The sequence below is a fragment of the Acidobacteriota bacterium genome (genome assembly GCA_038040445.1).
In the GTDB taxonomy this organism is placed as follows: Bacteria; Acidobacteriota; Blastocatellia; order UBA7656; family UBA7656; genus Onstottus_A; species Onstottus_A frigus.
Window position 1 is genome coordinate 1 of sequence record JBBPIG010000017.1, and the last position, 13,629, is coordinate 13,629.

The following is a 13,629-nucleotide window of genomic DNA, read 5'->3' on the forward strand; positions in this document are numbered from 1 at the left end:
CTATTCTTCGGGCGCGACGGACAGAGCGAACAGTTGATTGGAAAGCTTGGTCGCACCCGCTTCCTGGCTGTCGTCGGCACCTCGGGCAGCGGCAAGTCCTCACTTGTGCGGGCGGGACTGCGGCCCGCACTTCTGGGCGGCTTCATGACCAGCGCCGGTTCGGACTGGCGTGTCGCGATCATGCGGCCAGGCAACGACCCTGTCGGCAATCTGGCGCAAGCCCTGAACGCTTCTGATGTGTTCGGATCGGAGATCGAAGAGAACGCAGCGATTCAGACCGCGATCGGCGAAGCAACTCTAAGGCGCGGCAGCCTCGGACTTGTCGATGCCGTTCGTCAGGCCGCGATGCCTAAGAATGAAAACTTGCTTGTGCTGGTAGATCAGTTCGAGGAAATCTTCCGGTTTGCCAGAGTAACTCAGGGCGAGGCATATCACAACGAAGCCGCAGCCTTCGTCAAGCTGATTCTCGAAGCGTCGCAACAACGCGAGGTTCCCATCTTTGTCGTGCTGACGATGCGCTCCGACTACCTGGGCGATTGCTCCCAGTTCTGGGACTTGCCCGAAGCGATCAACGAAAGCCAGTATCTGATCCCTCGTCTCACCCGCGATCAACTCCGCGAAGCGATCACCGGGCCGGTAGCGGTGGGCGGCGCCACAATCGCACCGCGTCTGGTCAATCGCCTGCTGAACGATGTCGGTGACGACCAGGACCAACTACCCATTCTTCAGCATGCCCTCATGAGGACGTGGGACCAGTGGAAGGAAGACCATCAAGAAGACGAGCCGCTCGATCTAGCCGGCTACGAAGCGATCGGCACAATGTCGAATGCGCTATCCGATCACGCTGATGAGGCCTACGCCGAGCTGACGGACGAAAGAAGCAAAGAGATTGCCGAAAAGACTTTCAAGGGACTTACCGAAAAGGGTTCGGACAATCGAGAGGTTCGCCGTCCAATCGAGTTAAAGGAACTTTGCGCGCTCGGGGATGCTAGCGAGGCGGAAGTGATCGCGGTAATCGAGGTATTTCGGAAAGAGGGCCGGTCGTTTCTAATGCCTGCCGGAGTTGGTCTTACTGGAGCATCGCTGATCGATATTTCGCACGAGAGCCTGATCAGAAACTGGAAACGATTGAAGGAGTGGGTCGAGCAGGAATCACGATCCGCAAGGATCTACGGTCGATTGGCGGAGACGGCCGTGCTGCATAGCGAGGGTCGAGCGGGTCTGTGGCGCGACCCCGACTTGCAGATCGCGTTGACGTGGCGCGAGCAAAGCAAACCGAATCAGGTTTGGGCGCAGCGTTACCATCGTGATTTTGGGTCGGCGATGAGTTTCCTTGATCAAAGTGTGGCTGCGCGTGATGCCGAGATCCGCGACAAGGAAAAGGAACGTAAGAGAGGAATCAAACGAACGCGTATTACCGCGAGCGTGTTTGCCTTTCTATTCCTTGTGTCGTTGGTTGCTCTCATCTTCGCCATTCAACAGAGCGCAACTGCCAAGCAACAGACTGTAAGAGCGAATGACCTTCTGGAGTTAGTAACGCTGAACGCCGAGGAGGCTAAGAACAATGCGGTAAAGGAAGCACAGGCACGCCTCGCTAGGGAACAAGCGGAGCAGGAGCAGATGGTCGCCCGAAGGCAGGGTCAGGAGGCCAGACGTCTGCAACTCATTGCCGATGATCAGCGACGGGAAGCAATAAAACAAAAGGGCATTGCCATGCAATTCGCAAAAGAGGCCATGAGCTTGATGGGCAACGCACAGCAGTCCGAGTCAAATACCCTAGCGGCTTTGAAGCAACTAACAGAACAAAAGCTAAAGACCGAAGCCGCCCTAAAACAGAAAAGCGACTTAGTAGTGGCTCTGGAAAAGGAGAAGGTCGCCGCCGAACAAGCCAGGCTCGCTGCTGATAGAGCCAGGGACACCGCTGAGCAGGCATTGGCCGATCTTAAGAATGAGCAGCAAAAGTCCGCCTCCATAGCCGCGGAACAGAAGACGCTGCTGACGTCGATCGAAGACGCATCATCGGCTCCCGCAACCAGCACTGGGAAGCTGAGACTGCGATTGAAAAATGCCTACGGCGAATTCCTGAATGAGCAAGTTGAGATATCCTTGCGAAACCAGTCGGGCTCGGGCGTAAGTGCTTTTCGAAACCTGGACGCATCCAAAGCCATCCTGATCAGTGATCTTGTGGCCGCTGCTCCAAAGGGAATCTACCAGATCAACATAGCCTCTCCCTCGTATCTGCCGGTGACTCGATTCGTGAGTGTGAAGCCAAACGGAATCTCGGAAACCACGATCACTCTTGCCCTTGACCCTACCAAGGTTGGTAAGGTTGAATTCCCCAAATACGAGGACTTGCCAGCCGAAGCTCAAACCCTACTGAAGGTGAGCAAGAATGTTGATGGCAACGAAGGCAAAATGGGAGAGGGCCTCTATGAATCGCTGGACGACGTTCGGCGAGCAGGACTGTTAAACCTCATCGCAAAGTGTAAGGCCATCAGTCTTGAAGGCCCGAAATCTGTTCTTTCATACCTTCGGGAGCTAAGGGAAATTCGCGGAGATCGAATCTTCGCAGTGGTTGACCAGGATCTTCGCGGCTTAGTCAAGAGCAGTCAGATCACTGAGTTCATTCAAGTTTCGCAGAGTCTGTTTAAGCCGTCTCCTGGCTACTTCACGGACGCGGGCAGTTTTAAGACTCAAGACCAATACGCGAAGCTGCAGTTGACTTTCTTTACGAACGAGAAAACCTGGCTTGCGGACCTCAGTATCGATAGCGGCGGAGGCTTGGCGCAGGTTTTTCTCGTATCGAGGGACAAGCTGACGGGTCGGGGTACTCACCCGTATGAAATCCAGCAACTGCTGATGACTCAAGGTGTCGATCCAGGCTATCGATTGAGGCGTTAACCCCGATCAACAACCTCCGAATACCGCGCAACATCGCCCCTTGCCGCCGGCACGTGGCGAAAGAGATGTGAGCCCTAGCTGAGACGGCTTTTCAGTGCGCGAGCCACGAAGAACCTGGACTTCCAGTTCAACCTGGGAACCTAGCGCTTTTGCGAGTTGTTCGCGGGTTCTTCCTTTTGCTGATGCACGTTGGTCCAAATCGCGTTCTCGCGCGAGATCAACGACTCAACGTGGTCGACAAACATCGCGCGCTTGTCAGCCGCGGTTGCGTAACTGCCAAGCTCTGCTTCGTAGAAATACTTTTCCTGCTTGAGCGTCTCCGCCAGTTGGCGGTAGTTCAACCAGTTCTCCTGAAACTTGAAAGCCTTCAGCGCCGAGGTGCCTATGGCCAGCAATAACGAGAGTCCCGCCGTTGCCCACTTGATGTACTCTGTCTCGAATCTAGAAACAATTAGCACTGGCATCACCGCCGAAACAACAATGACGCTCCACTGAAACCAGTTGTAAATTCTCTTGTTCCATCCGGCCTTACCACCGTAGTAGTTGATCTGGTCGCGGTAGCGCTCTTTTAAGTACTCATCGAACTGCTCGTCGGTCATAACGTTCACCAGTGTGTGGCGGCGTCACTTTGATCAGCCACAGTCCTTTCGAGAATGTCCGGGCAACCTTCAGTTTGTCGTGGACCTGCGAATGCGGCGCATCAACTACTCATCGACGAACTAAAGTTCTTCGCTGGAGTCTGGACCGTTCAGCGAAGCGCTTCATCGCGGAACTCCGTAGGAGTTTGATGTTTGTAGAATGATGTCGGCACACGGGCCAACTCCGTTAGGAGTTGTGTGTGCGATCAGACGACGACGACACCAGCGGACATTTCACCCCTCCGGGGGTGAGGACCTGTCGCCGCCACTACTACAAACATTCAACCCCTACGTGGTTGCTCGACGAACTAAAGTTCGTCATAGATCGCCGCCGCAATTTCATCGTTTCACAAGAAACTCCCAAGCCTTACGACTCCTTGTAGAGGATCAAACATCATTGCAACCCCAGTTATGAAGCCTGAACCGCGTTTCTCTCTTGCGCCGGGGCCTGTCAGATACCGGTTAGATGCCCGTCAGATGCGGCGAACTCTAATCGGCATCGCCCGCTTTGTCAATTGTGCTCCGTCCCACTTTGTTCGCGCCGATTGGCATGAGCACTACTTGCGCGAGACTAACGTTGGACGGTACAATGCGCGCGCGTAGAGGTAACCACCATGCCTGAACAGGCCCGCGATCAGGTCTTCATCAGCTACAGTCACAAAGACAAGACTTGGCTGCAGAAGCTCCACACCACGCTGAAGCCACTCGTGCGGCACGGAGCGGTCAGCGTCTGGGCTGACACGAATATCCAAACTGGCGCAAAGTGGAAGGATGAGATCGAAAAGGCGCTGGCGTCGGCGAAGGTAGCCGTGCTTCTAGTCAGCCAGAATTTTCTCGCCTCGGATTTCATCGTCGAGCAGGAGCTGCCGCCGCTTCTCGCTGCTGCCGAGCAGCAAGGCGCGACCATTATCTGGGTGGCCGTCAGCGCGAGCCTTTACGACGAAACCGACATCGCCAAGTATCAGGCAGCCAACGATCCGACTCGCCCGCTCGATAGCTTGAAGGGCGCTGACTTGAACAAAGAGCTTGTCAGCATCGCCCGCAAGATCAAGGCGGCCGCAAACCCTTAGCCGGCCCGCCGTCCCTTCCTTGCACTCATCATTCCTTAAGCGAGACGGGCAGGCAGGGATGCCTGCGCCTCCAGGAATAATAGTTGACATAGAGATAGTTCATATATAAACTGTCGCGGTGAGAACAACTATGAGACTGCAACAGGAACTCAAGTTAAAACAACCGCTGGCGAGCGTTAATCACGAAGCGCTGCTGAGCCTCGTGCGCACTTCCTCGCTGATGCAAAAGCTATCCGATCGGTTCTTCTCTCAATTTGGCCTGACCGATGTTCAGTTCAACATACTTATGATCCTCAAGGAGCACTCCGGCGAAGGGTTGAGCCAGCAGCAGCTCAGCGAACACCTGATAGTCACCAAATCAAACGTCGTAGGCTTGATAGACAGGCTCGAACGCGCCGACTACGTCAAGCGCGCCTCGCACCGTTCCGACAGGCGCTTCAATCAGATCGTGCTAACCCCCAGGGGTCAGAAGCTGGAAGCCAAAGTCGAGAAGTCGTACTTCAAAGAGGTCGACAAAATGATGAACGCGCTGACCGCATCGGAGAAGCGAGGGGTGATCAAGGCCATGAATACAATTCGCCAATACATCATTACCAATGGAGCGTGACCCCGCAACCACAGCAATCGCGCCGTCATCTATAGCCGCTAGCTGTGCATAGTCGACTCTACGTCCGTCGCGGCTCGCCCATCGCGGCCCGAAATGGAGGCCTCTTATGGCTGAAGATAATTCCTCGCCCGACAAGATCAAGCACCTCGATGATCGCCTGAATTACCTTGAGTTGGTGGCGCGTGACACTGCCGCTCGCCTGTACGAAATCGAGAAGAAGCTTGGCCTCGTCTTTCGCGCAGTGCCGCGCGAGTTCGAGGCAACGACCGAGGTCGATCGCGAAGCTCAGCTTTCTCGCCTGCGCGCCGCCGAAGAGGCGCTCAAACCGAACGCAACACCCAGGCCGCCTGCCACGCGCGTCAATGATCAGACAAAGGGTGAGGCTTCGACGCTTGCGCCGCCAACTTCGACCAAGGACCCGACAGAGAGTCCTCGTCCGCGCGCGGATGCGCCGCCGTCTCGGCCTTCCGACCGGCGCGTAATCGGCGTGCCCGTGCCGCAGGGCCCGCCGCCTGTCATTCCGCGAACGCCCGTTGAGCGGCAGCCTCGCGCGACGATGTCTACGATCTCAGTCAGCAGACCGCGGCAGGGCGAAGACCTTGAAGCTCGCATAGGCGGGAACTGGTTCAACCGCATAGGCGTCCTCGCTATCTTCCTGGGCGTCGCCTTCTTCTTGAAATACGCCGTCGACAATCAATGGATTGGGCCGGCAGGAAGAGTGCTGATTGGCGGGGCGATCGGCATCGCGTTTTTGATAGCTGGGGAACGACTGCGCAAACGATATGCGAGCTACGCCTACGGTCTGACCGGCGGGGGCATCGCCGTGTTGTACGCGTCGATATGGTTCGCGTCGTTCAAGGTTTACGGCCTGCTCGCTCCGCCTGTCGCCTTCGCGTTGATGGCCGCGGTGACCGCAACGGCATCGCTGCTAGCCGCGAGATACAACGCTTTGCCAATCGCGGTGCTTGGACTGATCGGGGGATTCCTGACGCCGATCTTGCTTTCGACCGGCGTCGATAACCAAGCCGCCTTTTTCAGCTACATCGCACTGTTGGACCTCGGAGTGCTGGCGCTTGCCTATTCGAAACAATGGCGCAGCTTGAACTACCTGTCATTCATCGCCACGGTTCTAATGTTCGCCGCATGGATCGACGAGTGGTACCGGCCCGAGAAGCTGTGGACAACAATTCTCTTTCTGACGCTGTTCTTCATTATCTTTGCGTTGCTGGCTGTGCTGTACAACGTAGTGAACCGCCGCGCGACCGGGTGGCTCGATCTGGCGATGGTGTTCTCAAACGCGTTGCTCTACTTTGGAACGAGCTACTTGCTGCTCGATGATAAACACCACAACGATAGGTACCACGACGCGCTCGGTCTGTTTGCTTTGTTGGTGGCCGCGTTTTACCTGGGGCTGGGCTACTTCACCTATCGCCGCGACCGCGAAGACCGGCTGCTGGTATTCACCTTCCTCGGTCTGGGCCTTCTGTTCTCGATCCTCGCAGTGCCGATTCAATTCGATCAGCACTGGGTGACGATGGGCTGGGCAGTCGAAGGCGCGGTGATGACCTGGATCGGGCTGCGGGCAAACGACCGGACGTCGCGCTACGCCGGGCTCGTAGTATTCGTTATCGCCTTATCGCACTGGGTCCTGGTAGACGTACACGACTTTGCGTACGCTGAGCAGCTCGATTTCGTACCGCTGTTGAATCGCCGCGCGCTGTCGTGTGCTGTTCTTGTTGGTGCGCTCGCGGCTGCGGCGCTGTTCTACAAACGATACGGCGACAAGGCCGAGGAGCGGACGAGCTTCGCGGGACTCTTGATCCTGGCCGCGAACGGACTGGCCATCGCGTTGTTGACGATCGACGCGAACGATTTCTTCGAGCAACGGAAGGCGCTCGAATCTGGCCGCGAGGCTGTTAGCTCGCTCGCCAATACCAAGGCGCTGACGTTGACCGCGCTGTGGGCGATCTATGGCCTGGCGACTCTGTTTGTCGGAATAACGCGCAAGCTGAAGCCGCTGCGGTTCCTTGCACTTGTTTTGCTAGCGGGCGCAACCATCAAAGTTCTGGCAGTTGATCTGAGGTACTACGACGCGTCGTGGCACACGCTGATCGTGAATCAGACGTTCGCCGCTTTCGCAATAATAGTCTTCGCGCTCGCTCTTGCCGCTTCGTTCTACGCGCGCCCTCAGTACGCCGATGTCGAAGAGCGAGACGTGGTGCTTCCTCTCCTGATAGGCGCAGCGAACGGGCTTGCGATCGTTGCGTTGAGCGCTGAAGTCATGGGTCATTTCACCAGGATGAGAGCGGAACTTGGCGGTCAGGAAGCCGATCGCATCGAGAACACCAAGCAGTTCGTTCTCTCGGCTCTGTGGACGGTCTACGCGGCGGCGGCGCTGTTGATTGGGATCAAGCGAGGAGCGCGAGCGCTGAGAATAGGCTCGTTGCTGTTGCTTGCCTTCACAGTCGCGAAAGTACTGGTCGTCGATTTGTCTTACTACGATGCGCCGTGGCACACGTTGCTGTTCAATCAGACGTTCGCGACGTTCGCGGTGCTCGTGTACGCACTCGCCTCGAGTGCCAGGTTCTACGCTCATTCGGAGGTTGCTGACGACGACGAGCGCTCCATTCTAGTGCCGGTGCTGGTCGCAAGCGCGAACCTGCTGGCACTGGTCGCGCTCTCTGCCGAAGCGCTGGGTTACTACGCGGCGCAGATGAGCGCGGGCGGGGTGACGTCAGTGGCGCTGAGTGACTTGCGGCTGCCGCAACAGCTCTCGCTTTCGATGGTGTGGGCGATCTACGGCGGCGCGATGCTGACTGTCGGAATCGCGCGTCGTAGCAAGCTGCTTCGAGTGATGGCGCTGTTGCTGCTGGGGCTGACGATCTTCAAGGTGTTTCTGTTTGATCTGTCGTCGCTCGTGAAACTGTACCGGATAATTTCGTTTATCGTGCTGGGCGCGATTCTGCTGGCGGTGTCGTTCCTGTATCAACGCTATCGGCAACGTATGGCGGAGTTGATCGGGGACTCGGAGACACCGGAGCCGATGAGTGCGGAGTGACCAGCAGGGAGCGACGATTGCCGATTGCCGACCTAGCAGCGCACCTCTGAAATCGGCAATCGCAAATCGGCAATCGCAAATCGGCAATCGGAAATCGTCACTCCCTACCCCTATCGCAGGAGTGGGTGGTTGCGCTCAGCCGGTCGCGTGCAGATAATAGCCGCGTGACGGCAGACGAATCCCCACCAGGACGCTCGATACTCACTTTGCGCGCTCAACGCCGTTAGCTGCATACTTCTCGAGGAGGGATAAACCATGAGCACTAATCCATTGATTGAACTGACCAGGCTTGGCCAGTCGGTCTGGAACGACAACATCGAGCGAAAGCTCATCACGTCGGGAGAACTGAAACGACTGATCGACGAAGATGGACTGAGCGGAGTGACTTCGAACCCGGCGATATTCGAGAAGGCCATCGCCGGGTCTGAGCTGTACGCCGATCAGTTACGCGATCTGGCATCCGAGGGCAAGAGCGCCCAGGAGATTTACGAAGCGCTTGCCATCCGCGACATACAGATGGCCGCCGACGTCCTCGCCGGCGTATACGACCAGACTGGCGGCGCCGACGGATTCGTAAGCCTCGAGTGCTCGCCGCTGCTGGCAAACGACACCGACGGGACTGTTGAAGAGGCCCGCCGGCTCTGGCGACTGGTCGATCGCAGAAACGTGATGATCAAGATTCCGGGCACCGAAGCCGGAATCCCAGCCATCGAGCAATGCACCTACGAGGGCATCAATATCAACATCACTCTGCTGTTCTCTCTCCACGCCTACGACCAGACGATGGAAGCTTACATTCGCGGCCTCGAAAGACGCGCCGCCGAGAACAAACCGGTCGATAAGATCTCGTCAGTCGCAAGCTTCTTCGTAAGCCGAATCGATTCGGCGGTAGATAAGGAACTCGAGCGGCGCATAAGCCAGAGCACTGACGAAGAAGAAAACACCAAGCTCCAATCTCTGCTCGGCCGAATCGCAATCGCCAATGCCAAGATCGCTTATCAGCGATACAAGAAAGTGTTTCACGGCGAGCGATTCGCCGCACTGAAACAGCAAGGCGCGCAGGTGCAGCGGCCGCTCTGGGCTTCGACCTCGACCAAGAACCCCGTCTACCCAGATGTCTACTACGTCGAAGCGCTCATCGGCCCCGAGACGGTTGACACCCTTCCGCCGGCGACCATCGTCGCGTTCCGCGACCACGGCCGCGCGCAAGTGACGATAGAAGACAATCTCGACGAGGAACGCGCGCTGCTGGCTCGGCTCGAGAAAGTCGGGATCAGCCTCGATCAGGTGACCGCGCACGTGCTGGCCGACGGCGTCAGGTTGTTCGTCGAGCCGTTCGAAAAGCTGCTCAAGACGATTGAGTCTCGCGCGGCCGAGATCGTTAGTCGTTCGCAAACGAGCGGCGCCGCAACGGACTAAAGTCAGAGATCAGAAGGCAGAAGGCAGAAAGCAGAAGGCAGCCTTCTGCCTTCTGCCTTCTGCCTTCTGACTTCTGACCTCAGGAGACTTCATGCCCGCGTTTTCTAGAGCAGTGAGTGTTGAGATGGACTGGCTCGATCCTTCGAGCTTCGAGATTCGCGGCACTCTCAACGATAACGTCCATTCGCTTGCGGCGCGATTCGTCGTCGGCTTTCCGGACTTTCTCATTCGCGAAGCGACCGGCGATATCACCGCGATGCCTTATCCAGGCTTCTGCCAGGGATCGCTCGCGGCGCTCGGTGGCCTGGTCGGCGAACGAATTGGACGCGGGTTTCGAAAGCGCGCTGGTGAGGTCGTTGGCGGATCATCAAGCTGTAGTCATCTTCATACCCTGGTGACCAACATGGCAGCCTCCGCATTTCAGATGAACTACGTCGCGGCGAAGGAGAAGCCCGAAGCCGCAGCCGCGATGCGTGACGCCCGCGACGACGCGCGGCTTCGCCGCGAGATGGTGCTCGGGTGGATGCCCGGGCTTCGCAACTCGTGCTTTGTCTTTAGCGAAGCAGCCGATCCGCTGTTCCAACTCACGATCGAAAAGAAAGACGATGGCTCAACCTTAAACCTCAACGAGGAGTGATCGCGATGGGAAAATACTTTGAGGACTTCGAAGTCGGTGAAGAATCGACAACCGCAGGGCGCACGGTGACCGAAACCGACATCGTGAACTTCGCAGGCATAACCGGAGACTGGAACGAGATACACACCAACAAGGAGCTCGCCGAGCGCGGACCTTTCAAACAGCGCATCGCTCACGGCGCGCTGGTCTTCTCCATCGCAACCGGGCTGTCGGTGCGGATGGGGCAGACGGCCGACACGGTGATCGCGTTTTACGGACTCGACCGCTTGCGCTTCGTAAAGCCCACGTTCATCGGCGACACGATTCGCGTCAAGCAGAAGGTCGAAGGAAAGAGCGAGCGAGATGAACACAGCGGCATCGTCACCATGCTCAACGAAGTCATCAATCACCGTGACGAGGTCGTTGTGAGCTACACGGCGAAGGTTTTACTCAAACGCCGGCGCTAGTTTCGAATTCGCGTTGCGATTGGACCCCCGATCCCAGTTAGTTCATCAAGGCTGTAAACACCGGCGCTAGCCACGCTGCCCGATAGACAGATTCGTTACTACTGATGAAAATCGATGAAGTAGCCCCGCTAAGTTCTCAACCGAAGCGCCCGCCTTCTCACATCCGGCGATTCTTCGCCGAGCTCGGTCCCGGCCTGATCACCGGCGCGGCCGACGACGATCCCTCAGGCATTTCCACCTATTCGGTCACCGGTGCGGCATTCGGATTCGCGCAATTGTGGACGGTGTTCTTCGCGTTCCCGCTGATGATCGCCGTCCAGATCATGTGCGCGCGCCTCGGGCTAGTGTCGGGGCAGGGACTTGCGGGCGTGATCCGGCGACGTTATCCGAAGTGGGTGCTGCTTGGCGCGTGCACGTTGCTCGTGGTCGCCAACACGGTGAACATCGGCGCTGACCTTGGCGGCATGGCTGAAGCGATGGAGATGATGACCGGGCTTCCATCTCTGATATGGCTGCCGGTGTTCGCCGGGTTGATAGTGGTGCTGCTGATATGGTCCAGCTACCGGCACATGGCCCGCGTGTTTAAGTGGCTCACGCTGGTGCTGTTCGCATACGTGGCCGCGGCGTTCATGGCGCACCCGAAATGGAGCGAAGTCCTGCGCGCGACCTTCGTGCCGCACGTCGAATGGACCGCGAGCTACATAGCGACTTTCGTCGCGATACTGGGCACAACCATATCGCCATATCTTTTCTTCTGGCAGGCGGCGCAGGAAGTCGAAGAAGAACGCGCAAGAGGCCGCAAGACTGTGCACGCTCGACGCGGCGCGACCGACGAAGAGTTGCGAGCGGCGCGCACGGATGTGTTAACGGGCATGGTGTTCGCCGGAGTGGCGATGTATTTCATCATTCTGACGACGGGCGCGACTCTGTATGAACAAGGCCACCGCGACATCGAGACCGCCCGCGAGGCCGCTGAAGCTTTGCGTCCACTTGCAGGCAATGCTGCATACTTGCTGTTCACGATTGGGCTGGTCGGAACGGGCATGCTGGGGATTCCGGCGCTCGCCGGATCGGCGGCTTACGCGGTTGCCGAAGCGATGCACTGGCGCGGCTCGCTTAACGATAGGCCTCGCGTAGCAAGAAAGTTCTATGGCGTGCTGGCGGCGGCAGTGGCGCTGGGACTTGCGTTAAACCTCTTGAAGCTCAACGCGGTGAAGATGTTGTTCTATGCGGCGGTGATAAACGGGGTGCTAGCGCCTCCATTGATCGTTTTGGTCACAATGCTCACGAGCGATAAGAAGGTCATGGGCGAGCGAGTCAATCCCTGGCTGTTGAAATGGGCGGGCTGGGTGACCGCTGCAGTAATGGCCGCAGCTACGTTAGCGATGATTGTGGTGTGATGAGTGAAGCGAGCCAGCGGGCTCTTGCGCCGGATTGGCTCTGTCATGCTAAGCTACCGCCCAAGACATTCCCAAGGAGGTCCGCACGATGGATGTCGAGAAGACGATTCAATTCTTGCTTGAACAGCAGGCGAGGTTCGACACTCGTCAAGCTCAGTTCGAGGAGCGCATGGCGCAGATAGAAAGCGTGTTACTCGATGTCGCCACTGCCCAGCAAAATGAGAATGCGATACTCGCGACGTTGACAGAACAACATGTAGAGTTGGCGCAGAGCCACGAGGCGCTGTTCCAGGCGCAGAGAGTCACCGAGCAAAACCTCAGCGCATTGTCCGAGGCGCAGAGAGTCACCGAGCAGAGTCTCAACGCCCTGATCATTACGCTCGAACGTCACATCGCAAACCACAAGTGAAGTCTCGATTGGAGGCGCCGAAGACCAGCATGAAGACCGCGCTTCGCCCATTCAGACCGATCAAGCCAGGCGAGATTCTCCAGGAAGAACTCGACGTTAGAGAATGGAGCGCCGGTCACTTCGCGGACATCACGGGGCGATCCAATGAGGAAATCAATGAGATCATCGAGGGGAAGAAGACCATAACACCCACCTTCGCCGTCGTGTTTTCAGGAGTGCTTGGCACCAGTGCCGAGTATTGGTCCAACCTCGAAGCGACCTACCGGTTAGATTTTGCTCGGCAGGCATAACCGGGATGGCGCTGACAAGAGCGAAGGATGACCCCCACGAGGCGCTGAGAAAGGAGTCCTACACAAATGAATGGTTGGTCACGAGCAGAGAAACTTACATTCTATGCTTTGATTGTTGCAATCATAGGGGTCATGGCTGCTCTGTTTGTTGCGCCAGAGTTCCGGCTGATGATCGGCTTAGACACCCAGAAAGAGAAAGCGGGACAAACTCTCCAGAATACGTCGCAGACTCCACCGCAGCCTGAGAATCAGACCACGTCACATAGTACAACTGCGCCACCTCCATCTAATATTGAAGTTGTGTTAACTGGACGAGAACCAACAGGAGTAAAACTTGGTTATCTTCAGCCGGGGGAAACAGGAACAATTAGATACTTGAGTGGCAAGATTATCAGCAATACCAAAAATGGATTTACGTCTCCGATTTGGGGCGTGCCGCTTGAAGCCACTGATGAATCATGGATACCACTTATGCCCTATGCAAAAGACGGTTTGTGGACCAACGCCGTATTCATAGAAATGGCAGGTAGGCGGATACCATTCCATGAGGGGCATTATGAAATTAAAGTAAGAAATGACACCTCTACACAGCAAGAGGTTCGACTCAATTTCCACGAGGCTATAGGCTTTTACTCTGATAATGATGGTGATGCAAAATTCCTTTTCAGAAATGGGCTTTAAACCAAATGCAGACTTTTTCACCTGGAGGCGGGTCCTAACAACGGGATCGACCGGAGCGCGCGAAGCGAGTCTC

Annotated in this window: 13 protein-coding genes; 12 read left to right on the forward strand and 1 reads right to left on the reverse strand. The window is 56.8% G+C overall.

Translation table 11 applies throughout. From position 1 onward, the window contains the following. The coding region (locus tag AABO57_17840) for a hypothetical protein (GenBank protein MEK6287609.1) at positions 1 to 2,901 on the forward strand (2,901 nt) is incomplete at its 5' end. Positions 2,902 to 3,041: 140 nt separating this feature from the next. Here AABO57_17840 and AABO57_17845 read toward each other — a convergent pair. Next, the gene (locus AABO57_17845; GenBank protein MEK6287610.1) at positions 3,042 to 3,500 is read right to left on the reverse strand and encodes a DUF4231 domain-containing protein; all 459 of its coding nucleotides are present in this window, start codon (positions 3,498 to 3,500) and stop codon (positions 3,042 to 3,044) included. A gap of 239 nt (positions 3,501 to 3,739) precedes the next feature. On the opposite strand from AABO57_17845, the gene AABO57_17850 reads away from it, so the two are divergent. The 11 genes from AABO57_17850 (at position 3,740) to AABO57_17900 (ending at position 13,556) form a co-directional block, all read left to right on the forward strand. Further along, positions 3,740 to 3,922: a hypothetical protein gene (locus tag AABO57_17850; GenBank protein ID MEK6287611.1), complete on the forward strand. Its 183-nt coding sequence runs from the start codon at positions 3,740 to 3,742 to the stop codon at positions 3,920 to 3,922. A gap of 231 nt (positions 3,923 to 4,153) precedes the next feature. Continuing rightward, positions 4,154 to 4,609, forward strand: a complete 456-nt coding sequence (locus AABO57_17855; protein MEK6287612.1) for a toll/interleukin-1 receptor domain-containing protein — start codon at positions 4,154 to 4,156, stop codon at positions 4,607 to 4,609. A 130-nt stretch (positions 4,610 to 4,739) separates the two neighbouring features. Beyond that, the gene (locus tag AABO57_17860) at positions 4,740 to 5,216 is read left to right on the forward strand and encodes a MarR family transcriptional regulator (GenBank protein ID MEK6287613.1); all 477 of its coding nucleotides are present in this window, start codon (positions 4,740 to 4,742) and stop codon (positions 5,214 to 5,216) included. Between the two features lie 106 nt (positions 5,217 to 5,322). Further along, a complete protein-coding gene (locus tag AABO57_17865) occupies positions 5,323 to 8,274 on the forward strand; it encodes a DUF2339 domain-containing protein (GenBank protein MEK6287614.1) in 2,952 nt (983 codons plus the stop codon). Between the two features lie 255 nt (positions 8,275 to 8,529). Further along, complete coding sequence (gene tal / locus AABO57_17870) at positions 8,530 to 9,693, forward strand: transaldolase (GenBank protein MEK6287615.1); 1,164 nt, start codon at positions 8,530 to 8,532, stop codon at positions 9,691 to 9,693. Positions 9,694 to 9,784: 91 nt separating this feature from the next. After that, positions 9,785 to 10,330 (forward strand): DUF2889 domain-containing protein, encoded by a 546-nt coding sequence (locus AABO57_17875; GenBank protein ID MEK6287616.1) that lies wholly within the window; start codon positions 9,785 to 9,787, stop codon positions 10,328 to 10,330. Between the two features lie 5 nt (positions 10,331 to 10,335). Further along, on the forward strand, positions 10,336 to 10,776 hold the full coding sequence (locus AABO57_17880; protein MEK6287617.1) for a MaoC/PaaZ C-terminal domain-containing protein: 441 nt from the start codon (positions 10,336 to 10,338) through the stop codon (positions 10,774 to 10,776). Between the two features lie 104 nt (positions 10,777 to 10,880). Beyond that, on the forward strand, positions 10,881 to 12,176 hold the full coding sequence (locus AABO57_17885; GenBank protein ID MEK6287618.1) for a divalent metal cation transporter: 1,296 nt from the start codon (positions 10,881 to 10,883) through the stop codon (positions 12,174 to 12,176). Between the two features lie 88 nt (positions 12,177 to 12,264). Continuing rightward, entirely contained in the window at positions 12,265 to 12,585 is a 321-nt protein-coding gene (locus tag AABO57_17890; protein MEK6287619.1) for a hypothetical protein, read from the forward strand. Positions 12,586 to 12,614: 29 nt separating this feature from the next. Beyond that, the gene (locus AABO57_17895) at positions 12,615 to 12,875 is read left to right on the forward strand and encodes a transcriptional regulator (GenBank protein ID MEK6287620.1); all 261 of its coding nucleotides are present in this window, start codon (positions 12,615 to 12,617) and stop codon (positions 12,873 to 12,875) included. A 66-nt stretch (positions 12,876 to 12,941) separates the two neighbouring features. Continuing rightward, positions 12,942 to 13,556, forward strand: a complete 615-nt coding sequence (locus AABO57_17900) for a hypothetical protein (protein MEK6287621.1) — start codon at positions 12,942 to 12,944, stop codon at positions 13,554 to 13,556. Positions 13,557 to 13,629 lie beyond the last annotated feature (73 nt).